This is a genomic window from Actinomycetota bacterium, from assembly GCA_036280995.1.
Lineage (GTDB): Bacteria > Actinomycetota > CALGFH01 > CALGFH01 > CALGFH01 > CALGFH01.
This window is the reverse complement of record DASUPQ010000552.1, coordinates 1-22,213: the sequence shown is the minus strand read 5'-3', so window position 1 is coordinate 22,213 and position 22,213 is coordinate 1. Positions and strand designations below refer to the sequence as shown.

The 22,213-nt window shown below is 74.0% G+C and carries 22 protein-coding genes; 17 read left to right on the top strand and 5 right to left on the bottom strand.

What is annotated here, in order from left to right; all coding sequences use genetic code 11:
- Window positions 1–516, top strand: a 516-nt coding sequence (locus VF468_18690; protein HEX5880319.1) for a PASTA domain-containing protein, incomplete at its 5' end; no start/stop codon positions are given.
- A 6-nt stretch (window positions 517–522) separates the two neighbouring features.
- Entirely contained in the window at window positions 523–1,620 is a 1,098-nt protein-coding gene (locus VF468_18685) for a saccharopine dehydrogenase NADP-binding domain-containing protein (protein HEX5880318.1), read from the top strand.
- A gap of 9 nt (window positions 1,621–1,629) precedes the next feature.
- On the opposite strand, the gene rsgA is transcribed toward VF468_18685, so the two are convergent.
- Window positions 1,630–2,697 carry a ribosome small subunit-dependent GTPase A gene (gene rsgA, locus VF468_18680; GenBank protein HEX5880317.1) on the bottom strand — a complete coding sequence of 356 codons (1,068 nt, stop codon included), beginning with the start codon at window positions 2,695–2,697 and terminating at the stop codon, window positions 1,630–1,632.
- A gap of 128 nt (window positions 2,698–2,825) precedes the next feature.
- Between rsgA and VF468_18675 the strand changes: the two genes are divergently transcribed.
- Window positions 2,826–3,599, top strand: a complete 774-nt coding sequence (locus VF468_18675; protein ID HEX5880316.1) for a hypothetical protein — start codon at window positions 2,826–2,828, stop codon at window positions 3,597–3,599.
- A 10-nt stretch (window positions 3,600–3,609) separates the two neighbouring features.
- Here VF468_18675 and VF468_18670 read toward each other — a convergent pair whose 3' ends face one another.
- From VF468_18670 to VF468_18660, 3 genes are all read right to left on the bottom strand, one after another.
- Window positions 3,610–4,401, bottom strand: a complete 792-nt coding sequence (locus tag VF468_18670; GenBank protein HEX5880315.1) for an ABC transporter permease — start codon at window positions 4,399–4,401, stop codon at window positions 3,610–3,612.
- Complete coding sequence (locus VF468_18665; protein ID HEX5880314.1) at window positions 4,398–5,390, bottom strand: ABC transporter ATP-binding protein; 993 nt, start codon at window positions 5,388–5,390, stop codon at window positions 4,398–4,400. The genes VF468_18670 and VF468_18665 overlap by 4 nt, the downstream gene beginning before the upstream one ends.
- Before the next feature lie 66 nt (window positions 5,391–5,456).
- On the bottom strand, window positions 5,457–6,383 hold the full coding sequence (locus VF468_18660; GenBank protein ID HEX5880313.1) for a zinc-binding dehydrogenase: 927 nt from the start codon (window positions 6,381–6,383) through the stop codon (window positions 5,457–5,459).
- 280 nt (window positions 6,384–6,663) lie between these two features.
- Between VF468_18660 and VF468_18655 the strand changes: the two genes are divergently transcribed.
- The 9 genes from VF468_18655 to cimA all read left to right on the top strand — a co-directional run bounded on the left by VF468_18655 (window position 6,664) and on the right by cimA (window position 17,096).
- Complete coding sequence (locus tag VF468_18655; GenBank protein HEX5880312.1) at window positions 6,664–8,418, top strand: acetolactate synthase large subunit; 1,755 nt, start codon at window positions 6,664–6,666, stop codon at window positions 8,416–8,418.
- Window positions 8,415–8,936 (top strand): acetolactate synthase small subunit, encoded by a 522-nt coding sequence (gene ilvN / locus VF468_18650; protein HEX5880311.1) that lies wholly within the window; start codon window positions 8,415–8,417, stop codon window positions 8,934–8,936. Before VF468_18655 ends, ilvN begins: the two co-directional genes overlap by 4 nt.
- A gap of 32 nt (window positions 8,937–8,968) precedes the next feature.
- Entirely contained in the window at window positions 8,969–9,967 is a 999-nt protein-coding gene (ilvC, locus tag VF468_18645) for a ketol-acid reductoisomerase (protein ID HEX5880310.1), read from the top strand.
- Window positions 9,968–9,977: 10 nt separating this feature from the next.
- Window positions 9,978–11,600 (top strand): phosphoglycerate dehydrogenase, encoded by a 1,623-nt coding sequence (gene serA / locus VF468_18640; protein HEX5880309.1) that lies wholly within the window; start codon window positions 9,978–9,980, stop codon window positions 11,598–11,600.
- Between the two features lie 138 nt (window positions 11,601–11,738).
- Window positions 11,739–13,307, top strand: a complete 1,569-nt coding sequence (locus VF468_18635; protein HEX5880308.1) for a 2-isopropylmalate synthase — start codon at window positions 11,739–11,741, stop codon at window positions 13,305–13,307.
- Window positions 13,304–13,483 (top strand): hypothetical protein, encoded by a 180-nt coding sequence (locus VF468_18630; GenBank protein ID HEX5880307.1) that lies wholly within the window; start codon window positions 13,304–13,306, stop codon window positions 13,481–13,483. The genes VF468_18635 and VF468_18630 overlap by 4 nt, the downstream gene beginning before the upstream one ends.
- 1 nt (window position 13,484) lies before the next feature.
- On the top strand, window positions 13,485–14,540 hold the full coding sequence (locus tag VF468_18625; GenBank protein ID HEX5880306.1) for a 3-isopropylmalate dehydrogenase: 1,056 nt from the start codon (window positions 13,485–13,487) through the stop codon (window positions 14,538–14,540).
- Between the two features lie 11 nt (window positions 14,541–14,551).
- Window positions 14,552–15,469, top strand: a complete 918-nt coding sequence (locus VF468_18620; protein ID HEX5880305.1) for a branched-chain amino acid transaminase — start codon at window positions 14,552–14,554, stop codon at window positions 15,467–15,469.
- Between the two features lie 31 nt (window positions 15,470–15,500).
- Window positions 15,501–17,096, top strand: coding sequence for a citramalate synthase (gene cimA, locus VF468_18615; GenBank protein HEX5880304.1), 1,596 nt, complete (start codon window positions 15,501–15,503; stop codon window positions 17,094–17,096).
- A gap of 12 nt (window positions 17,097–17,108) precedes the next feature.
- Here cimA and ppk2 read toward each other — a convergent pair whose 3' ends face one another.
- Window positions 17,109–17,882, bottom strand: coding sequence for a polyphosphate kinase 2 (ppk2, locus tag VF468_18610; GenBank protein ID HEX5880303.1), 774 nt, complete (start codon window positions 17,880–17,882; stop codon window positions 17,109–17,111).
- A 113-nt stretch (window positions 17,883–17,995) separates the two neighbouring features.
- On the opposite strand from ppk2, the gene ilvA reads away from it, so the two are divergent.
- The 5 genes from ilvA to VF468_18585 all read left to right on the top strand — a co-directional run.
- The gene (gene ilvA / locus VF468_18605; GenBank protein HEX5880302.1) at window positions 17,996–19,240 is read left to right on the top strand and encodes a threonine ammonia-lyase; all 1,245 of its coding nucleotides are present in this window, start codon (window positions 17,996–17,998) and stop codon (window positions 19,238–19,240) included.
- Window positions 19,241–19,318: 78 nt separating this feature from the next.
- Window positions 19,319–20,320, top strand: coding sequence for a LacI family DNA-binding transcriptional regulator (locus tag VF468_18600; GenBank protein ID HEX5880301.1), 1,002 nt, complete (start codon window positions 19,319–19,321; stop codon window positions 20,318–20,320).
- Window positions 20,317–21,312 carry an extracellular solute-binding protein gene (locus VF468_18595; GenBank protein ID HEX5880300.1) on the top strand — a complete coding sequence of 332 codons (996 nt, stop codon included), beginning with the start codon at window positions 20,317–20,319 and terminating at the stop codon, window positions 21,310–21,312. Before VF468_18600 ends, VF468_18595 begins: the two co-directional genes overlap by 4 nt.
- 104 nt (window positions 21,313–21,416) lie before the next feature.
- On the top strand, window positions 21,417–21,590 hold the full coding sequence (locus VF468_18590; GenBank protein HEX5880299.1) for a hypothetical protein: 174 nt from the start codon (window positions 21,417–21,419) through the stop codon (window positions 21,588–21,590).
- Between the two features lie 94 nt (window positions 21,591–21,684).
- The coding region (locus VF468_18585; GenBank protein HEX5880298.1) for a sugar ABC transporter permease at window positions 21,685–22,213 on the top strand (529 nt) is incomplete at its 3' end.

Here is a 22,213-nt window from a genome sequence, read left to right as displayed (position 1 = left end):
CGCGCCGCCCGCCACGCCGAGCCGCCGCCGGGCCCGCGCCGGCGCTGGTGGCTGTACGTGCTCGTGCCGCTGGGGGTGCTGGCCCTCGGGGTGGGGGTCGCGTTCGTGGTCTCGCGGCTGGTCGGCGGGCTGCCCGAGACCCCCGCGGCCTCGACCCTGCCCACGGCCACCGCGCCCCAGACGGTCCCCACCACCCTCCTGCAGACCTCGACCTCGCAGCTCCCCACCACCTCGCGGCCGCCCACCACCACCGCGCCGCCGACCACCGCCCCCCCCACCACCCAGCAGCCGAACCAGGTCCAGGTGCCGGACGTGATCGGCCGCCGCGCCCGGGTGGCCAGGGCCCAGCTGGAGGCGGCCGGGCTCCGGGTCAACCAGCAGCAGGTCCCGGTCCGCGACTCCCAGCAGGCCGGCCGGGTCGTCCTCCAGAACCCGCAGGCCGGGACCACCGTCGGCCGGGACTCCACCGTCACCATCGTGGTCGGCCTCCGCTTCGGCGACGACGGCGACGGCTGAGCGGCCATGGCGGCGGCGCGGGTGGTGCTGTTCGGGGCCACCGGGTACACGGGCCGGCTGACGGCCGAGGCCCTGGCCGCGGCCGGGGCGAGGCCGGTGCTGGCCGGCCGGGACCGGGGCCGGCTGGCCGCCCTGGCCGGCCGGCTCGGGGACCTGCCGGTGGCCGGGGCCGACACGGCCCGGCCGGACAGTGTCCGCGACCTCGTCGGCCCCGGCGACGTGCTCGTCAGCACGGTCGGCCCGTTCCTGACCCGGGGCGAGCCGGCGGTCAGGGCGGCCGTGGAGGCGGGCGCGGCCTACCTGGACGCCACCGGGGAGCCGCCGTTCCTGCGCCGCGTGTTCGAGGAGCACGGCCCGAGGGCGGCCGGCCGCTGCGGCCTGGTCCCGGCCTTCGGCTACGACTTCGTCCCCGGCAACCTGGCCGGAGCCCTCGCCCTGGCCGAGGCCGGAGAGGCGGCCCGGGTCACCATCGGCTACTTCGTGACCGGCGGGGGCGGGTTCAGCAGCGGGACCATGGCCTCGGGGGCCGGGCTGCTGCTGGAGCCGGGGTTCGCCTGGCGGGGCGGGCGGCTGCGGCGGGAGCGGCTGGCCCGGCGGGTGCGGGCGTTCCCGATCGGGGGGCGGGACTGGCTGGGGGTCTCCTACGGCGGCAGCGACCACTACGCCCTGCCCCGGCTCGCTCCCGGCCTGCGCGAGGTCGAGGTGTACCTGGGCTGGTTCGGCCGCCGCTCCCGGGCCGTGCGGGCCGCCTCGGCGCTGGGGGCGCCGCTGACCCGCCTGCCCGGAACCCGGACCCTAGCCCAGGCCGCCGCCGGCCGGCTGGCCGGCCGCACCGGCCAGGGCCCGGACGAGGCGGCCCGCCGGCGCTGCGGCTCCCTGATCGTGGCCCTGGCCAGCGACGCCGAGGGCCGCGAGCTGGCCCAGGTCCGCCTGCGCGGCCCCGACCCCTACACCCTCACGGCCCGGCTGCTCGCCTGGGGCGCCCGCCGGGCGGCCGGCCACGGCCTGGCCGCCACCGGCGCCCTCGGCCCGGTCGACGCCTTCGGCCTCGAGGCCCTCCAGGCCGGCGCGGCCGAGGCCGGCCTGGAGCGCGACGCCCCCTGACCGGGTCGGTCAGTCCCGCCCGCGCTGCAGGTAGCCGGCCCGGACCGACCTGCTCAGGGCGCGGATCTGGCGGCGCCGGTTGGCGGCGGCCAGGGGGTCGGCGCGCCGCTCGGCCCAGGCCAGCTCGCGCTGCAGCTTCTCCCAGGCGGTGAACCGCTCCGCCGGCAGCCGGCCGTCCTCCAGCGCCTGGAGGACCGCGCAGCCGGGCTCGGTCCGGTGGCGGCAGTCGTCGAAGCGGCATTCGGCGGCCAGGGTCTCGATGTCGTCGAAGGCGGCCGCGGTCCCCGAGGCGCCGGTCCACAGACCGAGCTCGCGCAGGCCGGGGGTGTCGATGATCAGGCCACCGCCGGCCAGCGGGACCAGCTGGCGGGTGGTGGTCGTGTGGCGGCCCTTGCCGTCGTCCCTGATCTCGCCGGTGGCCAGCAGGTCCCGGCCGGCCAGACGGTTGACCAGGGTCGACTTGCCGACGCCGGAGGAGCCGAGCAGGACCGCGGTGCGGCCAGGGTCCAGCATGACCGCGATCTCGTCCACTCCCTCGCCGGTGTAGCAGCTCAGGGCCAGCACCTGGACGCCCGGGGCGACCGCGGCCAGACCGGCCAGCTCGGTCCCGACGTCGGTGCCCCAGTCGGGGCAGAGGTCGGCCCGGCCGAGCACGACCACCGGCTGGGCGCCGCTCTCCCAGGCCAGGGCGAGCAGCCGCTCCACCCGGCGCGGGTTGGCGTCACGTCCCGGGGCCACCACCACCAGCACCAGGTCGACGTTGGCGGCCAGGACCTGCTCGCCGGCCCCCGATCCGGGCGCCCGGCGGGTCACCGCCGTGCGGCGGGGGAGCACGGCGTGGATGCGCCCGTCGCGGAGCGCCACCCAGTCGCCGACCGCCGGCAGCCCGGCGACGCTGGGCCCGGCCAGGTGGCGCAGCCGGCCGGTGGCCTGGGCGAGCGCCTCGCCCTGCCCGGTCGCGACCAGGTCGCCACCCCGGTGGGCGGCGGCCACCCGCCCCGGACGGTGGCCGGCGGCCGCCCAGGGCGCGAACAGGTCGGCGAAGCCGCCGTCCCAGCCAAGCAGTTCGAGGTCCATGGGCCCAGCATGGGCCGCGGGCCCCGCGGTCGCACCCGAATTACTCCGCCTTGACCGGCGGCGCGGCCCACGATCAGGATGCGGCCGCCGGTCGCGACATTCCCGCATGCAGCCCGAGGAGGAACCCGATGACCGCGGCCAGGATCATCGAAGCCGTCGGGAGCCTGCTGTGGCCGCTGCTGGTCGCCGTGGTCCTGATCCGGGTGATCCCCCACATCCCCGGCGTGGTCGCCGACCTCCGCAAGGCCATGCGGACCCGCGCCTTCACGGTAAGGATCGGCGGCGTCGAGCTGTCGATCGAGGACGCCGCCGAGCAGCTCCGCCGCCAGGTCACCGACCTCCAGACCCAGCTGGCGGCCCAGCTCGCCCAGCGGGACGACGCCGGCCCGCCGGCCGCCCCCGGCGCCCCGCCCGCCGCTCCCGCCGGCGCCGAGGCCGGGGCCGGCGGGAGCGCCGACCAGGGCCGCGCGACCATCCTGTGGGTCGACGACAACCCCGAGGGCAACGCCCTGGAGCTGGCCAAGCTCCGCGACGACGGCCTCGAGGTGCTCATGGCCCGCTCCACCGCCGAGGCCATGGACGTCCTCTCCCTGCGCCGGGGCGTGCGCGCCATCGTCACCGACATGGGCCGGGCCGAGGACGGCGAGTTCCGCTCCCACGCCGGCCTGGCCCTCCTGCGCCAGCTCCACGAGGCCGAGCAGGACCAGCCCGTGCTCGTCTACACCAGCGCCCGCCGGGTCGAGCTCGACCGCCAGGACGCCCTCGACGCCGGCGCCACCGCCGTGACCGCCTCCCCGACCGAGCTGTTCGCCGCCCTCCGCCGGATCCTCTCCACCCCGGCCCCCGCCCCGGAGCCGGCCCCGGCCGCCGCCCCGCGCCGCCGCCCGACCCGGCCCGGCTGAACGCCGGGCCTCAGTCGACGGCCCGGCGGAGGAACAGCCGGATGCCGATGGCCAGGGCCACCGCGACGGTCACGGCCAGGACCAGCACCGACACCAAGGGCGGGATGTGGGGGATGTCGGGGACCATCGCCGCCCGCATGCCCTCGCTGACGTAGGTGAGCGGGTTGCAGGCGGTCAGCGCCTGGAACCAGGGCAGGTGGTCCAGCGACGCCCACGGGTACTGGCTGGCCCCGGTGAACAGCAGCGGGGTCAGGACCAGGGCGAACATGACGTTGATGCGGTTGGCCGGCACGGCCGTGCCCATGATCATGCCCAGGCAGGACCCGGCCAGGCAGCCGAGCACCAGCACGGTCGCGAACAGCGGGAGGCCGGCGGGCCGCCACGGGATCGAGCCGAGCACCAGCACCCCGATCGGCAGCATGACCAGGGCGGCCAGCAGGGCCCGGAGGCTGGCGAAGACCACCTTCTCGACCGCCACCATCCCCACGGGCAGCGGCGCCAGGAGCCGGTCCTCGATCTCCTTGGTGAAGCTGAAGTCGATGACCAGCGGGAAGGCGGTGCTCTGGAGCCCGGTGACGAAGGCGGTCAGGGCGACGATGCCGGGGAACAGGACGCGGGTGTAGCCGGGCTGGGCGAACCCCAGGTCGGTCAGGACCTTGCCGAAGACGAACAGCAGGAACAGCGGCTGCAGGACCACCTGGGCCAGGAACACGGGCAGCTCGCGGCCGGTCACGTACAGGTCGCGCCACAGCACGGCCAGGAACGCCCTGGCCGGGCTGGCCGTGGTGCTCACCGTGGTCACCGCAGCGCCCTCCCGGTGAGCGCGATGAACACGTCCTCCAGGCTGGGGGTGCCGATGGTCACCTCGGTGAGCTGCGCCCGGTGGCCGGCCACCACCGACGCCACCGGCGCCACCAGCAGCGGCGCCTCCCCGGCCAGGTACAGCCGGGCCCGCACCTCCCCACTTGCGGCCACCGGCTCGACCCGCTCCACCCCGTGGAGGGTGCCGAGCTCGGCCAGCAGGTCCTCGGCGGGCGTGCCGTCGAGGGTCACCGCCACCTCCAGGGTGGTCCGGCCGGGCAGCCCGCGGGTCAGGGCGGCCGGGGTGTCGAGGGCGAGCAGCCTGCCGTGGTCCATGATCCCGACCCGGTCGGCGAGGGCGGCCGCCTCGTCCATGTCGTGGGTCGTCAGCACCACCGTCACCCCCCTGGCCCGCAGGTCCCGGACCCGGTCCCAGACGAACAGCCGGGCCGCCGGGTCCAGCCCGGTGGTCGGCTCGTCAAGGAACAGCACCTCGGGGGCGTGCATCAGCGCCCTGGCCACCATGACCCGCTGGGCCTGGCCGCCGGAGAACATGTCCGGCTTGTCGTCGGCCCGGTCGGCCAGCCCGAACTCCTCCAGCAGGGCGTCGGCCCGCCGGGCCCGCTCGCCGGCCGGCACCCCGTGGTAGGCGGCGTGGAAGAGGAGGTTCTGGCGGATGGACAGCGACCGGTCGAGGTTGTTGCGCTGGGGCACGACCGCGACCAGGCTCCGGGCCCGCACCGGGTGGACACCGACGTCCACCCCGCTGACGCTGGCCGTCCCCCCGGTCCGCCGCACCCGGGTGGTGAGGACCCCCACCGTGGTCGTCTTCCCGGCCCCGTTCGGCCCCAGCAGCCCGAACACCTCGCCGCGCCGGACGGTGAAGCTCACCCCGTCGACGGCGTTGACCTTGGCCTTGCGGTACCGCTTGACCAGGTCGCGGACCTCCACCACCGGGACGTGCCCGTTGTCCTCCACAGCCACCTCCATGCGCCGGTCCACAGCCAGCCTAGTCCCGCGCCGGACGCCGAAGCTGGGCGTGCCGCCGGTGACCGTCTAGCGGGTGATGACGACCTTGCCGGTGACCTTGCGGTCGTAGAGGTCGCGGATCAGGGGGAGGGCGTCGGCGATGGGGGCGGTCGCCTGGACCTTGACCTCGAGGGTGCCGGCGGCGGCCTGGTCGGCCAGGGACGCCATGTCCTTGACGGCCTGGGTGGAGGGGACGCTGGTGAACACCCGGAAGCCGAGGATGCTGATGCCCTTGGGGTAGAAGGCCTCGACCCGGAAGGTCGAGGGGGCGTCGGCGGAGTTGCCGTAGATGACCACCCGGCCGTTGCGGGCGGTGGCGTCCAGCAGGGGGCCGACCATGGGGCCGCCGATGCCGTCGAGGACGACGTCGAACTCGCCGTCGACGGGGGAGCCGTCCCCGGGGTGGACCAGGGCCTCGGCGCCGGTGGCGCGGACGGCGGCGGCACGCTCCTCGCTGGCCGCCTGGCCGGTCACGGTCGCCCTGGCCTGGAGGGCGAGCTGGAGGGTGAACTGGCCGACGCCGCCGGCGGCCCCGGTGACCAGGACCCGGTCGCCGGCGTGGGCCCTGGCCAGGCGGAGGATGCCGGCCGCGGTCAGCCCGGCCACGGGCAGGGTGGCCGCGGTCAGGAAGTCGCAGGCGGTCGGCAGCGGCGCGGTCCACTCGGCCGGGACGACCACCCGCTCGGCGAAGCTGCCGCCGCCCGGGGACAGGGCCAGCACCCGCTCGCCGACGTCGAACTGGGTCACGCCCTCGCCAAGGGCGGCCACCGTCCCGGCGACGTCCCAGCCGATGACCGTGCCCGGCGGCTGCTTGCCGGCCGACCGGACCTCGCCCCGGTTGACCGAGGCCGCCTCCATGTCGAGGAGGAGCTCGCCGGGGCCGGGTGCCGGCTCGGGCACGTCGGCCAGGGACAGGGCGGGGGAGGCCGTCGGGTCGGCAACGAGTGCGCGCATACCCGAAGCCTACTACGCCTTTTCGTCCTGGCCCGGCCACTGTCCGACGAGGCGGTCCGGCCGACCGCCAACCTGAGCTTGACACGGTCGGTACCATCCCAGAAACGTGAACGTCACCCCGCGACAGGAAGCTTGATGCCGCCCCAGATCACCCTGGTACTTATCGACTAGCGCGGATGCCGCCGCCACAGGCGGGTCCGCGCGGAACCTCCTACGCCCTCGGGCAGGAGGTTTTTTTCTTGCCCGACCACCGGAGACCACCGAACCCCTGGGAGCAACCGTGAAGCTCACCGGCGCCCAATCGCTCATCCGCAGCCTGGAAGCCTGCGACGTCGAGGTCGTGTTCGGCCTTCCCGGCGGGGCCATCCTTCCCGCCTACGACCCGCTGCGGGAGTCGTCGGTGCGCCACATCCTGGTCCGCCACGAGCAGGGGGCCGGCCACGCCGCCGAGGGCTACGCCTGGGCCACGGGCCGGGTCGGGGTGTGCATGGCCACCAGCGGTCCGGGGGCGACCAACCTGGTCACCGCCCTGTGCGACGCCTACATGGACTCGGTGCCGCTGGTGGCCATCACCGGCCAGGTGCCGAGCTGGGCGATCGGCTCCGACGCCTTCCAGGAGTGCGACACCACCGGCATCACCATGCCGGTGACCAAGCACAACGAGCTGGTGCTGGACATCGACCGGATCCCCGGGGCCATCGCCGAGGCGTTCCACATCGCCGCCTCCGGCCGGCCCGGCCCGGTCCTGGTCGACGTGCCCAAGGACATCCTCCAGGCCACCACCGAGTGGAGCTGGCCGTCCACCACCGACCTGCCCGGCTACCGGCCGGTGACCCGGCCCAACGGCAAGCGGGTCCGGGAGGCGGCGGCGTGGCTGCGCGAGGCCCGGCGCCCGGTGCTGTACGTCGGCGGCGGCGTGACCAAGGCCGGCGCCGAGGCCGCCCTGCGGGAGCTGGCCGAGGCCGCCGGGGCGCCGGTCACGACCACCCTGATGGCCCGGGGGGCCTTCCCCGACAGCCACCCCCTGGCCCTCGGCATGCCCGGCATGCACGGCAACTACGCGGCCGTGGCCGCCCTCCAGGAGGCCGACCTGCTGGTCGCCCTGGGGGCCCGCTTCGACGACCGGGTCACCGGCAACCTGGCCACCTTCGCCCCCAAGGCCAGGATCGTCCACGCCGACATCGACCCGGCCGAGATCGGCAAGAACCGCGCCGCCGACGTGCCCATCGTCGGCGACGTCAAGCTGGTGGTGGAGGAGCTGGCCGCGGCCTACAAGGCGGCGGTGGCGGCCGAGGGGGCCGGCAACACCGAGGCCTGGCGGGGGGCCACCGCCCAGTGGAAGCAGCGCTTCCCGTTCCGCTACGACCAGCAGGACGGCGGGCCGCTCAAGCCCCAGCACGTGGTCGAGCGGGTGTCGGCCCTGACCGGCGGCGAGGCGGTGGTGGTGGCCGGGGTCGGCCAGCACCAGATGTACGCCGCCCAGCACTTCCGCTTCGACCGGCCCCGGTCCTGGATCAACTCGGGCGGGCTGGGCACGATGGGCTTCGCCGTCCCGGCGGCCATGGGGGCCAAGGTCGGCCGGCCCGACGAGCTGGTGGTGGCGATCGACGGCGACGGCTGCTTCCAGATGACCGCCCAGGAGCTGGCCACCTGCACCACCGAGCGGATCCCGATCAAGGTCCTGATCCTGAACAACGGCCACCTGGGCATGGTCCGCCAGTGGCAGGAGCTGTTCTACGACGAGCGCTACTCCGAGGTGCACCTGGGCTTCGAGTGCCCAGACTACGTGAAGCTGGCCGAGGCCTACGGCGCGCTCGGCCTGCGCTGCGACCGGGCCACCGACGTCGACGCCACCCTGGAGAAGGCGCTGGCCACCGACGACCAGTCGGTGGTGGTGGACTTCCGGGTCGACACCCACGAAGGCGTCTTCCCGATGGTCCCGGCCGGCCGCCCCAACGACGAGATCATCCTCGGGCCCGAGTTCTCCCCCGAGGAGCAGGCGGCGGCGACCCGCCGGGAGGTGCGCATCTCATGAGCACCCACACGATCTCGGTGCTGGTCGAGGACAAGCCCGGCGTCCTGGCCCGCATCTCCGGGCTGTTCAGCCGGCGCGGCTTCAACATCGACAGCCTGGCCGTCGGGCCGACCGAGGACCCGGGCCGGAGCCGCATGACGATCGTCGTCGACTGCGCCGAGCGGCCCCTGGAGCAGGTCACCAAGCAGCTCAACAAGCTGGTCCACGTGCTCAAGATCGTCGAGCTGGAGCCGGACCGGGCCGTGGAGCGCGAGCTCGTCCTGGTCAAGGTCAAGGCCGACCCTTCCGTCCGCTACCAGATCATCGAGCTGGCCGAGATGTTCCGGGCCAAGATCGTCGACGTCGGCCCCGACGCCCTCACCATCGAGGCCACCGGCAGCCCGCCCAAGGTCCAGGCCATGCTCGAGCTGCTCGAGCCGTACGGCATCCGCGAGCTGGCCCGCACCGGCCGGGTCGCCCTGGCCCGCGGCGGCAAGGGCATCACCGACAAGCCGCTTCGCGTGGCCCGACCCGCCTGACGCGAACCGCTCCCGAAGGAGGCACCTCCGAGATGGCCACCATCTACTACGACGACGACGCCGACCTCGGCCTCGTCCAGTCCCGCAAGGTCGCCGTGCTCGGCTACGGCTCCCAGGGCCACGCCCACGCCCTGTCCCTGCACGACTCGGGCTGCGAGGTCCGGGTCGGGCTGGCCGAGGGCTCCAGGAGCCGGGCTGCCGCCGAGGCGGCCGGGCTGACCGTGACCAGCCCGGCCGAGGCGTCGGCCTGGGCCGACCTGATCATGGTGCTGGTCCCCGACACCGTGCAGCGGCACCTGTACGCCAGCGACATCGCCCCCAACCTGAACCCCGGCGACGCCGTGTTCTTCGCCCACGGCTTCAACATCCACTTCGGCTACGTCCAGGTGCCCGACACCGTGGACGTGGCCATGGTCGCCCCCAAGGGCCCCGGCCACCTGGTCCGGCGCCAGTTCGAGAACGGCCAGGGCACCCCGGTGCTGGTCGCCGTCGCCCAGGACGCCTCCGGCAAGGCCTGGGACCTGGCCAAGAGCTACGCCCGGGCGATCGGCGGGACCCGGGCCGGGGCCCTGGTCACCACCTTCCAGGAGGAGACCGAGACCGACCTGTTCGGCGAGCAGGCGGTGCTCTGCGGCGGCGCCACCGCGCTCGTCCAGGCCGGCTTCGAGACCCTGACCAAGGCCGGCTACCAGCCCGAGGTGGCCTACTTCGAGTGCCTGCACGAGCTCAAGCTGATCGTCGACCTGATGTACGAGGGCGGCCTGGCCGGCATGCGCTACTCGGTGTCGGACACGGCCGAGTACGGCGACTACAGCCGCGGCCCCCGGGTCATCGACGACCGGGTCAAGGCGGAGATGGGCCGCATCCTGGCCGAGATCCAGTCGGGGTCGTTCGCCCGCGAGTGGGTCTCCGAGGACGACCAGGGCCGGCCCAACTTCACCCGGATGCGCGAGGCCGGGGCCAACCACCCGATCGAGCAGACCGGGAAGCCCCTGCGCCGCATGATGTCCTGGCTCCGGGACCAGGGGTAACGTCGAGCACATGGCCCGAGTCCTGATCGCCGAGCCGCTGGCCGACGCCGGCGTTGAGCTGCTGCGCACCGCTCACGAGGTGGACGCGCGGGCGGCCATGACCCGCGAGGAGCTGCTGGGCGCGATCGGGGGCGTCGACGCCCTGGTGGTCAGGTCGGCCACCAGGGTCGACGCCGAGGTGCTGGAGGCCGGCCGCGACCTCAAGGTCGTCGCCCGGGCCGGCATCGGCCTGGACAACGTCGACGTCGCCGCGGCCACCCGGCTCGGGATCATGGTCGTCAACGCCCCCCAGTCGAACGTGATCTCGGCCGCCGAGCACACCGTGGCCCTGATCCTGGCCCAGGCCCGCAACATCCCCCAGGCCCACGCCGCCCTGCGCGAGGGGCGCTGGGAGCGCAGCCGCTTCCAGGGGACCGAGCTGTACGGCAAGACCCTCGGCATCGTCGGCCTGGGCCGGGTGGGGGCGCTGGTCGCCCAGCGCTGCAACGCCTTCGGCATGCGGCTGCTCGCCTACGACCCGTTCGTCAGCCGCGAGCGGGCCGCCCAGATGGGGGTCGAGCTGGCCAGCCTGGCCGAGGTCCTGGGCCGGGCCGACGTCGTCACCATCCACCTGCCCAAGACCCCGGAGACGACCGGCCTGATCGGCGAGGCCGAGCTGGCCGCCATGAAGCCCGGGGCCCGCCTGGTCAACACGGCCCGGGGCGGGATCGTGGACGAGGCCGCCCTGGCCAAGGCGGTCGGCGACGGCCAGCTGGCCGGGGCCGCCCTCGACGTGTTCACCGAGGAGCCCACCACCCACAGCCCCCTGTTCGACCTGGACGACGTCGTCGTCACCCCGCACCTGGGCGCCTCAACGGCGGAGGCGCAGGACAAGGCCGGCATCACCATCGCCGAGCAGCTCCTGCTCGCCCTGGCCGGCCAGTTCGTGCCCAACGCGGTCAACGTCGACGCCGGCCCGGTGCCCGACGCCCTGCGCCCGTTCCTGCCCCTGGTGGAGAAGCTGGGCCAGCTCTACACCGCCCTGGCCGGCGGCGGGCCGGGCGGTCGGACCAGCGCCGTGGGCGGCGGCCGGCTCCAGATCGACTACGTCGGGGCCCTGGTCGAGCAGGACATCCGGGTGCTGACCCTGGCCGCCCTCAAGGGGATGCTCGGCCCGGTCTGCCACGAGCCGGTCACCTTCGTGAACGCGCCCCTGCTGGCGGCCGAGCGCGGCATCGAGGTCACCGAGTCCAAGACCCGCCACAGCCGCGACTGGGTCAACCTGATCACCCTGTCCGGCGAGGGCTCCCGGGGCCCGGTCGGGGTGGCCGGCACCACCGTCGGCCCCCGCGACCACGAGCGGCTGGTGGCCATCAACGGCATCGCCGTCGACATGGCCCCGGCCCGGCACATGGCGTTCCTGTTCTACGAGGACCGCCCGGGCGTGATCGGCCGGGTCGGGACGCTGCTGGGGGAGAGCGGCGTCAACATCGCCCAGATGCAGGTTGGCCGGCGCAAGCAGGGCGGCGAGGCCCTGATGGCGCTGACCGTCGACGCCGGCATCCCCGCCGGCGTGCTCGACCGGGTGGAGCGGGAGATCGGCGCCCACGAGGCGACCTTCGTCCAGCTCGCCCAGACGGGAGCAGGCGCATGACCCGGACGATCTCCGGAGCGCCGCTTCTTCTGATCCTCCGCTGCCGTGGGGCGGCCTACGCCGGCCGCCCCACGGAGTGCCTCGAGGCGGGCAGGAGGAAACGGAAGCGAAGCGGAGCCCACAAGGAGGTCGCCGGCCGTGCCCGAGCAGATCATCGTCTTTGACACCACCCTGCGCGACGGGGAGCAGGCCCCGGGCATCAACCTCAACGCCAAGGCCAAGGTAGAGATCGCCGAGCAGCTGGCCCGCCTGGGCGTCGACGTCATCGAGGCCGGGTTCCCGCAGGCCAGCCAGGGCGACTTCGAGGCCGTGCGGGCGGTCGCCGAGCGGGTCAAGGGAGCCACCATCGCCGCCCTGGCCCGGACCGCCCCCGGCGACGTCGACCGGGCCGCCGAGGCGCTCGCCCCGGCCGGCCGGGCCCGGCTGCACACCTTCATCGCCACCAGCCCCATCCACATGGAGCACAAGCTGCGCAAGACCCCGGCCGAGGTCCTGGCCGCGGCCGAGGGCGCGGTCGCGCGGGCCAAGGGCTACACCGACGACGTCGAGTTCTCGGCCGAGGACGCCACCCGCTCCGACCCCGAGTTCCTCAAGCAGGTCTACGCCGCCGCCATCGCCGCCGGGGCCACCACCTGCAACGTCCCCGACACGGTCGGTTACATGCTGCCCGACGCCTTCTCCGAGCTCGTCTCCTGGCTGATCGCCGAGACCCCCGGCGCCGACCGGGCCGTCTGGAGCGTCCACTGCCACGACGACCTGGGCGTGTCCGTGGCCGCCTCGATCTCGGCCGTGCAGGCCGGCGCCCGCCAGGTCGAGGTGGCCGTGAACGGCATCGGCGAGCGGGCCGGCAACTGCTCCATGGAGGAGGTGGTGATGGCCCTGCGCACCCACCAGTCCTCCCTGGGGGTGAAGACCGAGGTCAACACCCGCGAGATCGCCCGCACGTCGCGGCTGGTCAGCCTCCTCACCGGCTACCCGATCCAGCCCAACAAGGCGATCGTGGGGGCCAACGCCTTCGCCCACGAGTCCGGCATCCACCAGCACGGCGTGCTCATGGAGCGGACCACCTACGAGCACATGGACCCGGTCGAGCTGGGCTACGCCGGGTCGCGGATCGTGCTCGGCAAGCACTCGGGCCGCCACGCCGTGGCCGACGCCCTCCAGAAGCTGGGCTTCGACCTGAGCCGCGAGGAGCTGGACAAGGCCTTCACCCGGTTCAAGGAGCTGGCCGACCGCAAGCCCCGGATCACCGACGTCGACCTGGAGGCCCTGGTCGCCGGCGAGGTCCTGGCCGACGACGCCGCCTGGCGGTTCGTCGGGCTCCAGGTGGCCGGGGGCACGGTGATGTCGCCGACCGCGACCGTGCGGCTCAGCCACGACGCCGGGGTGGTCGAGCAGTCGGCCATCGGCGACGGCATGGTCGACGCCGCCTGCGCCGCCATCGCCAAGGCGGTCGGGGTCGACGCCAGGCTCGTCGAGTTCCACGTCTCGGCCGTCAGCGGCGGCACCGACGCCCTCGGGGACGTGACCGTGCAGGTCGAGCACGAGGGGGTCCGAGTAACCGGGCGCGGCGTGGCCACCGACGTGGTCGAGGCCTCGGCGCGCGCCTACCTGCAGGCCGTCAACAAGGCGGTCGCCGGCGGCGACCGCAGCGGAACGAGCGTCCGCCGCAGGCGGACACCAAGCAGTTCGGAGGTGCCGGCATGACCAGGCGACCCAGGCAACAGGCAAATCCCGAGGAGGCGCACGCCGCCATGGCCCGGGTCTTCGGCGTGGACGTCGAGGCCGACGCCGCCGCGTCGTCGCCCACCGTGCCCGAGCCCCCGGCCGAGGAGTCCGAGGGCCGGGTCGCCCTCGGCCGCGTCTTCGGCACGGAGGCCTGAGTTGCCGACGCGGCGGGCCTACCGCATCGCCGTCCTGGCCGGGGACGGCATCGGGCCGGAGGTCGTGGCCGAGGCGCGCAAGGCCACCGAGGCGGCCGGGGCGCGCTTCGGCTTCGGCCTCGACTGGGTCGACTACGACCTCGGGGCCGACCGCTGGCGGCGCACCGGCGAGGCCCTGCCCGACGCGGTCCTGGAGGAGCTGCGCGCGGTCGACGCCATCCTGCTCGGGGCCGTCGGCCGGCCCGACGTGCCCCCGGGGGTGCTGGAGCGGGGCCTGCTGCTGCGGCTCCGCTTCGAGCTCGACCTCTACGTGAACCTGAGACCGGTGCGGCTCTACCCGGGGGTGTCGTCGCCGCTGGCCGACGTCAAGCCCGACGACATCGACCTGCTGGTGGTGCGGGAGAACACCGAGGGCGTGTACGTGGGCGCGGGCGGCACCGTCCACCGGGGCGGCCCGGCCGAGGCCGCCACCGAGACCTCGATCGAGACCCGGGCCGGGGTCGAGCGGGTGCTGCGCTATGCGGCCTCCAAGGCCCGCCAGCGGGCCGGCCGGCTCACCCTCGTCCACAAGACCAACGTGCTCGTCCACGCCGGCGACCTCTGGCAGCGGGCGGCCCGGGCGGTGGCCGTCGAGGCCGGGGTCGCCCTCGACTACGCCCACGCCGACGCCGCCTGCCTGTACCTGGTCAACGACCCGGGACGCTTCGACGTGATCGTCACCGACAACCTGTTCGGCGACATCCTCACCGACCTGGGCGCGGCCATCGCCGGCGGCCTCGGCACCGCGGCCAGCGCGAATCTCAACCCAGGCTCGTCCCCCTCCTTGTTCGAACCCGTGCACGGGTCGGCGCCCGACATCGCCGGCACCGGCCGGGCCAACCCGGTGGCCGCCGTGCTCTCGGCCTCCCTGCTCCTGGACCACCTGGGGGAGCGGGAGGCCGCGGCCGCGGTCGAGGCCGGGGCCGTAGCGGCCCTGCCAGGGGCTGCGGGATACTCGACCCGGGCGCTCGGGGACCGGATCGCCACCGCCGTCGCGGGCGGCGGGTCCCCAACCTAAGGAGGGCGACGATGCCGATCACACCGACAGGCAAGATCTGGATGGACGGGGAGTACGTGGACTGGGACGACGCCCGGGTCCACGTCCTCACCCCCTCGCTCCACTACGGCTGGGGGGTGTTCGAGGGCATCCGCGCCTACGCCACCGACGCCGGCCCGGCCGTGTTCCGGCTCACCGACCACATGAAGCGCCTGTACCGGAGCGCCAAGATCTACCACATGGAGCCGCCGGTCTCGCTCGAAGGGGCGGTCAAGGTCACCAAGGACCTGGTGGCCATGAACAACCTGCCCGCCTGCTACATCCGCCCGCTGGTGTTCCTCGGCTACGGGGAGATCGGCCTCAACCCGCTCAACTCCCCGATCAGCATGGTCATCGCCTGCTGGCCGTGGGGGGCCTACCTGGGCGAGGAGGCGTCCGAGACCGGGGTCAGGGCCAAGATCAGCTCCTGGCGGCGGCTCGACCCCAACATCATCCCGCCCGCGGCCAAGGCGACCGGCCAGTACATCAACTCCTCGCTGGCCAAGGCCGAGGCGGTCAAGGCCGGCTACGACGAGGGCATCCTGCTCAACCCCAACGGGTACGTGACCGACGGGTCGGGCGAGAACGTGTTCGCCGTCCGCGACGGCGTCCTCCACACCCCGCCCCTGGCCGCCGGCTGCCTGGCCGGGCTGACCCGCGACAGCATCATCAGGATCGCCGAGGGCGAGGGCATCGAGGTCCGCCAGACCGACCTCGTGCGCACCGACCTGTACCTGGCCGACGAGGCCTTCTTCACCGGCACGGCCGCCGAGGTCGTGCCCATCCGGGAGGTGGACGACCGGGTCCTCGGCGACCCGGGCCCGATTACCCGCCGGCTCCAGGAGGTCTTCACGGCGGCCACCACGGGCCGCGACGAGCGCTACCGCGACTGGGTCGAACCGGTCGCGTAGTCCCAAGCCAGGAGCCCCCCTTTTGCCAACCATGCCCGCACCAGACCACGTAGAGACCTACGACACCACCCTCCGCGACGGCTCGCAGCAGGTCGGCCTCCAGTTCACCGTGGCCGACAAGCTGCGGGTGACCCGCCTGCTCGACGACCTCGGCGTCGACGTCATCGAGGGCGGCTGGCCCGGGTCCAACCCCAAGGACGCCGAGTACTTCGCCCGCGCCGCCGAGCTGCCCTGGCGTCACGCCACCCTGGCCGCCTTCGGGGCCACCCGCCGCCCCGGCCGCGGGGTCGACGACGACCCCAACCTCAACGCCCTCCTGGACAGCAAGGCCCCGATCGTCACCCTGGTCGGCAAGTCCTGGGACCTGCACGTCACCGAGGCCCTGCGGACCACCCTGGACGAGAACCTGGCCATGGTGGCCGACTCGATCGCCCGCATGGCGGCCGCGGGCCGGCGGGCCACCTTCGACGCCGAGCACTTCTTCGACGGCTACGCCGCCGACCCCGCCTACGCCCTGGCCGTCGTCCAGGCGGCCGCGGCCGCCGGGGCCGACACGGTGGTGCTCTGCGACACCAACGGCGGCAGCCTCCCGACCACCGTGGCCCGGGTCGTCCGCGAGGTCACCGCCGCCCTGCCGGCCGGGATCCGGGTCGGGGTCCACTTCCACGACGACTCGGCCTGCGCCGTGGCCAACTCCCTGGTCGCGGTGGAGGCCGGCGCCCGCCACGTCCAGGGCGCGGCCAACGGCTACGGCGAGCGCTGCGGCAACGCCGACCTGTTCGCCATCGTCGCCGGGCTCGAGCTCAAGCAGGGCCTCCAGCTGCTGCCCCAGGACCGCCTGGCCGCCCTCACCACCACCGCCCACGCCATCGCCGAGCTGGCCAACCTCCCGCCCGACCACCGCCAGCCGTACGTCGGCGCGGCCGCCTTCGCCACCAAGGCCGGGCTGCACGCCTCGGCCATCGCCCGCCGCCCCGATGCGTACAGTCATGTCGACCCGGACCGGATCGGCAACAAGGCCCGGGTGCTGGTGTCGGAGCTGGCCGGCCGCTCCAACGTCCTCGCCAAGGCGGGCGAGCTCGGGCTCGACCTGGACGCCGACCCGGCCCTCGGAGCCCGAGTCCTTGACCGGGTCAAGGAGCTGGAGCACCGCGGCTACGCCTTCGAGGTCGCCGACGCCTCCTTCGAGCTGCTGGTCCGCCGCGAGGCCGGCACCTTCGACCCCCCCTTCACCCTGGAGGGCTACCGGGTCATGGTCGAGCGCAAGGAGGACGGCACCGACGTCTCCGAGGCCACCGTCCGCCTGCTCGTCGACGGCGAGCGGGTCCTCGCCGTCGGCGAGGGCGTCGGCCCCGTCCACGCCCTCGACCAGGCCCTCCGCCGCGCCCTGGCCCCCCGCCACCCCGAGCTCACCGACGTCAGCCTGGTCGACTTCAAGGTCCGCATCCTCGACGGCCGCGCCGGCACCCGCGCCGTCACCCGGGTCCTGGTCACCTCCGCCGACCCCGACGCCGAATGGACCACCGTCGGCGTCTCCGACGACATCGTCACCGCCTCATGGGAAGCCCTCACCGACGGCATCCACTACGGCCTCCTCCGCGCCAAGCAGGAGGTCCGGGTCGCCTGACCCACCGGCCGCTCAGGCGTAGCGGTCGGGAACGAAGGTCTGGTCGCTCATGGGGGGCCGGACATAGCCGTGGTCGTCGCGGCGGGGTGGGAGCTTGATGGGCTCGGGGGTCAGGTCGCCGTAGGGGACCTGCTCGAGCAGGTGGCTGATGCAGTTGAGGCGGGCCCGGCGCTTGTCGTCGGCCACCACCACCCACCAGGGGGACTGCTTGGTGTCGGTGTAGTGGAACATGTTGTCCTTGGCGCGGGAGTACTCGACCCACATCTCGCGGGACTTGAGGTCCATGGGGCTGAGCTTCCAGCGGCGGGTCGGGTCCTGGATGCGGCGCTGGAACCGGCGCTCCTGCTCGGCGTCGGAGACCGAGAACCAGTACTTGACGAGGATGATCCCGGAGCGCAGCAGCATGCGCTCGAACTCGGGGCAGGACCGGAGGAACTCCTGGTACTCGTCCTCGGTGCAGAAGCCCATCACCCGCTCGACCCCGGCCCGGTTGTACCAGCTGCGGTCGAACAGGACCATCTCGCCGGCGGCGGGCAGGTGGGAGACGTAGCGCTGGAAGTACCACTGGGTGCGCTCGCGCTCGGTCGGGGCGGCCAGGGCCACCACCCGGCAGATGCGGGGGTTGAGGCTCTCGGTGATCCGCTTGATCGTTCCACCCTTGCCGGCGGCGTCCCGGCCCTCGAAGATCACCACCACCTTGAGGCCCGCGTGCTTGATCCACTCCTGGAGCTTGATCAGCTCCAGCTGGAGGCGGGCCAGCTCCTCCTCGTACGGCTTCTTCTTCATCTTGGTGGTCGCCGACTCCTCGGCCTCGATGGCCTCGTGCGGGGTGGATGCCTTGGACTTGGCCATGGAGACCTCCTCGTCGACTGCTCGACTGGGGGTATTGTCATCCGGAAATGGGCACGCGTGTAGTTGAGCACCCGCCGGCGGGTGGCGACCAGACCCTGGTCACCATCGACGACATCCGCGCGGCCGCCGAACGGGTCACCGGGGTGATCCGCCAGACCCCGGTCGACCGCTCCGAGACCCTCAGCGTCCTGGCCGGGCGGCCGGTGATCCTCAAGCCCGAGCACCGCCAGCGCACCGGCTCGTTCAAGATCCGCGGGGCCTACAACCGGATCTCGCGGCTGCCCCCTGGCACCCCGGTGGTGGCCGGGTCGGCCGGCAACCACGCCCAGGGGGTGGCCCTGGCGGCCAAGCTCACCGGCCATCCGGCGACCATCTTCATGCCCGTCAACGCGCCCCTGCCCAAGGTCGAGGCGACCCGGAACTACGGGGCGACCGTCCGGATGAGCGGGCACGCCGTCGACGACTGCATCGCCAGCGCCCGCACCCTCGGCGACGCCGAGGGGGCGGTGCTGGTGCCCCCCTTCGACGACCCGCTGATCATCGCCGGCCAGGGGACCATCGGGCTGGAGCTGGCCTCCGAGGCGCCCGAGGCCGAGACGGTGGTCGTGCCCATCGGCGGGGGCGGGCTGATCTCGGGGGTCGCCGCCGCCCTGGCCGCGGTCCGGCCCGGCGTCCGTGTCGTGGGCGTCCAGGCGGCCGGCGCCCCGTCCATGGCCGCCTCGCTGGAGGCCGGCCGCTGTGTCCGCCTGGAGCGGCTGCACACCATGGCCGACGGGATCGCGCTCAAGTCGCCGTCGCCGCTCACCCTGGCCCACGTGCGCGCCCACGTCGACGACGTCGTGCTGGTCGGCGAGGAGGAGATCAGCCAGGCCCTGCTCCTGCTGCTGGAGCGGGCCAAGGCGGTCGTCGAGCCGTCGGGGGCGACCGCCCTGGCGGCGGTGTTGGCCGGCAGGGTGGGCGGGACGGGGCCGGTGGTGGCGCTGCTGTCGGGCGGCAACGTCGACCCGCTGCTGCTGACCAAGGTGATCGACCACGGCCTGTCCGCGGCCGGCCGCTACGTGGCCCTGCGGCTGGTGATCGACGACACCCCCGGCAACCTGGCCGCCCTCACCGCCGAGGTGGCCGGGCTCGGCCTCAACGTCCTCTCGGTCGAGCACCACCGCTCCGGCCTCGACCTGGACCTGGACAAGGTCGAGATCCGCCTGACGCTGGAGACCCGCAACGCCATCCACTCCGGCGAGATCGTCGCCGACCTGGAGCGCGCCGGCTATGAGGTCCAGCCCATCCGGTAGATCCCGGTGTTTGCCCGCAGACCCGGGCGGGCACGCTGAAGCCGCTTACAACCACCGTCGGCTGAAAGCGCTTACGGGATGCCCGCCACCATCTACGACGTCGCCCGCCTGGCCGGGGTGTCGATCGCCACCGTCTCGCGGGTCCTGCGCCGGTCGGCCCCGGTGCAGGACGAGACCCGGCTGCGGGTCGAGCACGCCGTCGACGAGCTCGACTTCGTCCCCAGCCGCCTGGGCGTCTCCCTGGCCGAGCGCCGCCACGCCGCCAACGGGGTGGTCTTCCCCGACCTGTCCGGCCCCTACTTCGCCGAGGTCGTGCTCGGCTACGAGGAGGTCACCTCCCGGCTGGGCCGCAGCGTCCTGATCCTCTCCACCCGCGAGCAGGCCGACCCCGAGGCGACCGTCCGCGCGCTCACCTCCCGGGTCGACGGCCTTGCCCTGTTCGACGCCACCGTTGGCGAGGACACGGTCCGCTCGTTCGTGGCCGGCGGCCTCCCGGTCGTCCTGCTGGCCCGCCGCGACGTCGAGGGGGCCGACGCCGTGGCCACCGAGAACACGGCCAGCGCGGAGCGGCTGGCCGAGCACCTGCTCGCCCACGGCCACCGCCGGCTCGCCTTCCTTGGCGACCCCGGCCACTCCTTCGACGTCTCCGAACGCTGGGCCGGGGTCTGCGCCGTGCTCGCCCGTCACGGCCTGCCGCCGGCCGAGCCCGTCCTGTGCGCCTCCGACGAGGACTCGGCCCGGACGGCCGCCGCCGCCGTGCTGGCCTCGCCCGACCGGCCCGACGCGATCGTCTGCGGCAACGACGAGCGGGCCCTGGCCACCCTGCTGGCCGCCGAGGACCTCGGCCTGTCGGTCCCCGGCGACGTGGCCGTGACCGGCTGGGACGACATCCTGGCGGCCCGCCACGCCCGCCCCGCCCTGACCACCGTGGGCCAGCCCATGCGGCAGCTCGGCGCCTGGGCGGCCCGGGCGCTGGACGAGCGCATCGCCGGCCGCCGCGCCGCCGCCGTCAAGGAACTGCTCCCGACCCGCCTCATCGTCCGCGACAGCTGCGGGCACCACCACAAGGAGGAGCGATGACCGCTCGAAGGACCATCGGGGCGATGCTGCTGGTCGCCGCCCTGGCGCTGGCCGGCTGCGGCCGCGACGAGGGCGGCGGCGAGGGCGCCGCCGAGCAGTCCACGGCGATCGCCGAGGGACCGGCCACCGGTGAGATCACCGTCTGGGCCATGGGCACCGAGGGCGAGCTGCTGCCCAAGCTGGCCGACGAGTTCCAGAAGGAGAACCCCGACGCCACCGTCAAGGTGACGGCCGTGCCCTGGGACGGCGCCCACGACAAGATCGCCACCGCCATCGCCGGCCGCCAGACCCCCGACGTCAGCCTCATCGGCACCACCTGGATGGGCGAGTTCGCCGGCGGCGGCGGGCTCGACCCGGTCCCGGCCGACCTGCTGCAGGCGGGCGACTTCTTCGAGGGCCCCTGGAACACGGTCGTGGTCGACGGCACCCCCTACGGCGTGCCCTGGTACACCGAGACCCGCGTCCTCTACTACCGCAAGGACCTGGCCGCCAAGGCCGGGGTCCAGGCCCCCACCACCTGGGACGAGCTGAAGACCTTCGCCAAGGCGCTCCAGGACAGGGGCGGGGCCAAGCACGGCATCTACCTGCAGCCGGCCGACCCCGGCACCTGGCAGACGCTGGCCCCGTTCGTCTGGCAGGCCGGCGGCAACATGGTCAACGACCCGGCCAACCCCACCGAGTACACCTTCGACACCGAGCAGTGGCGCGAGGCGCTCGAGTTCCAGAAGGGCTTCTACGACGAGAAGCTGTCGCAGGCGACCCCGCTGCAGCCGGGCGAGATCGAGTCGAAGTTCGCCAAGGGCGAGCTCGGGTCGTTCTTCTCCGGACCCTGGCACGTCGGACTGGTCAAGGACCAGGGCGTCACCGACGACCAGCTCGGCCTGGCCGTCATGCCCAAGGACCAGACCGGCACCTCGTTCGTGGGCGGCGGCAACCTGGCCGTGTTCAAGGACGCCAAGAACCGCGACGGCGCCTGGAAGTCCAGTGGCTGAGCCGGCCCGAGGTCCAGCAGCGCTGGTACGACACCTCCAAGGACCTGCCGGCGGCCAAGGCCGCCTGGGAGGGCGGCAGCCTGGCCTCCGACCCGAACCTCGAGGTGTTCAGCCGGCAGCTCCAGGACGCCAAGGCGCCACCGGCGGTGGCCACCTGGGAGCAGGTCGCCTCGATCGTCGACGGCGAGGCGGAGAAGGTCTTCAAGGGCACCAGCTCGGCCGCGGACGCCACCAAGGCGATCCAGAGCCAGGCCGCGTCCATCGGTCTGGGGAACTGACATGGCCGCCGTGCCCGCCCCGGCGCGGCAGGGGGGCGGCGGGACCCGCCGGGGTTCCGCCGCCGTCCGGCGTCGGCACACCCTGGCCGCCTGGATGTTCGCCCTGCCGTTCATGGTGCTGTTCCTGGTCTTCATGGCCGGCCCGGTGCTGGCCTCGCTGACCATGAGCTTCACCGACCTGACCAGCCGCGACCTCCGCAACCCCCTGGCCGTCAACCGGGTCGGGCTGGAGAACTACACCAAGCTGCTGTCGGACGAGCGCTTCCTGCGCTCGGCCTTCAACACCGCCTACTTCGTGGTCGTCGGCATCCCCCTGACCATGGGGTTGGCCCTGGCCGTGGCCGTGGCCCTCAACTCGGGCATCGACCGCTTCCGGACCTTCTTCCGGGTCGGCTTCTACACCCCGGTGGTGACCAGCATCGTGGCCGTGGCCGTGGTCTGGCGGTTCCTGCTCCAGCCCGACAGCGGCCTGCTCAACACCGTGCTCGGCCGGGTCGGGATCGACGGCCCCAACTGGCTCCAGTCCACCACCTGGGCGATGCCGTCGCTGATCGCCATGGCCGCCTGGCGCAACATGGGCACGCTGATGGTGATCTTCCTGGCCGGCCTCCAGACCATCCCCA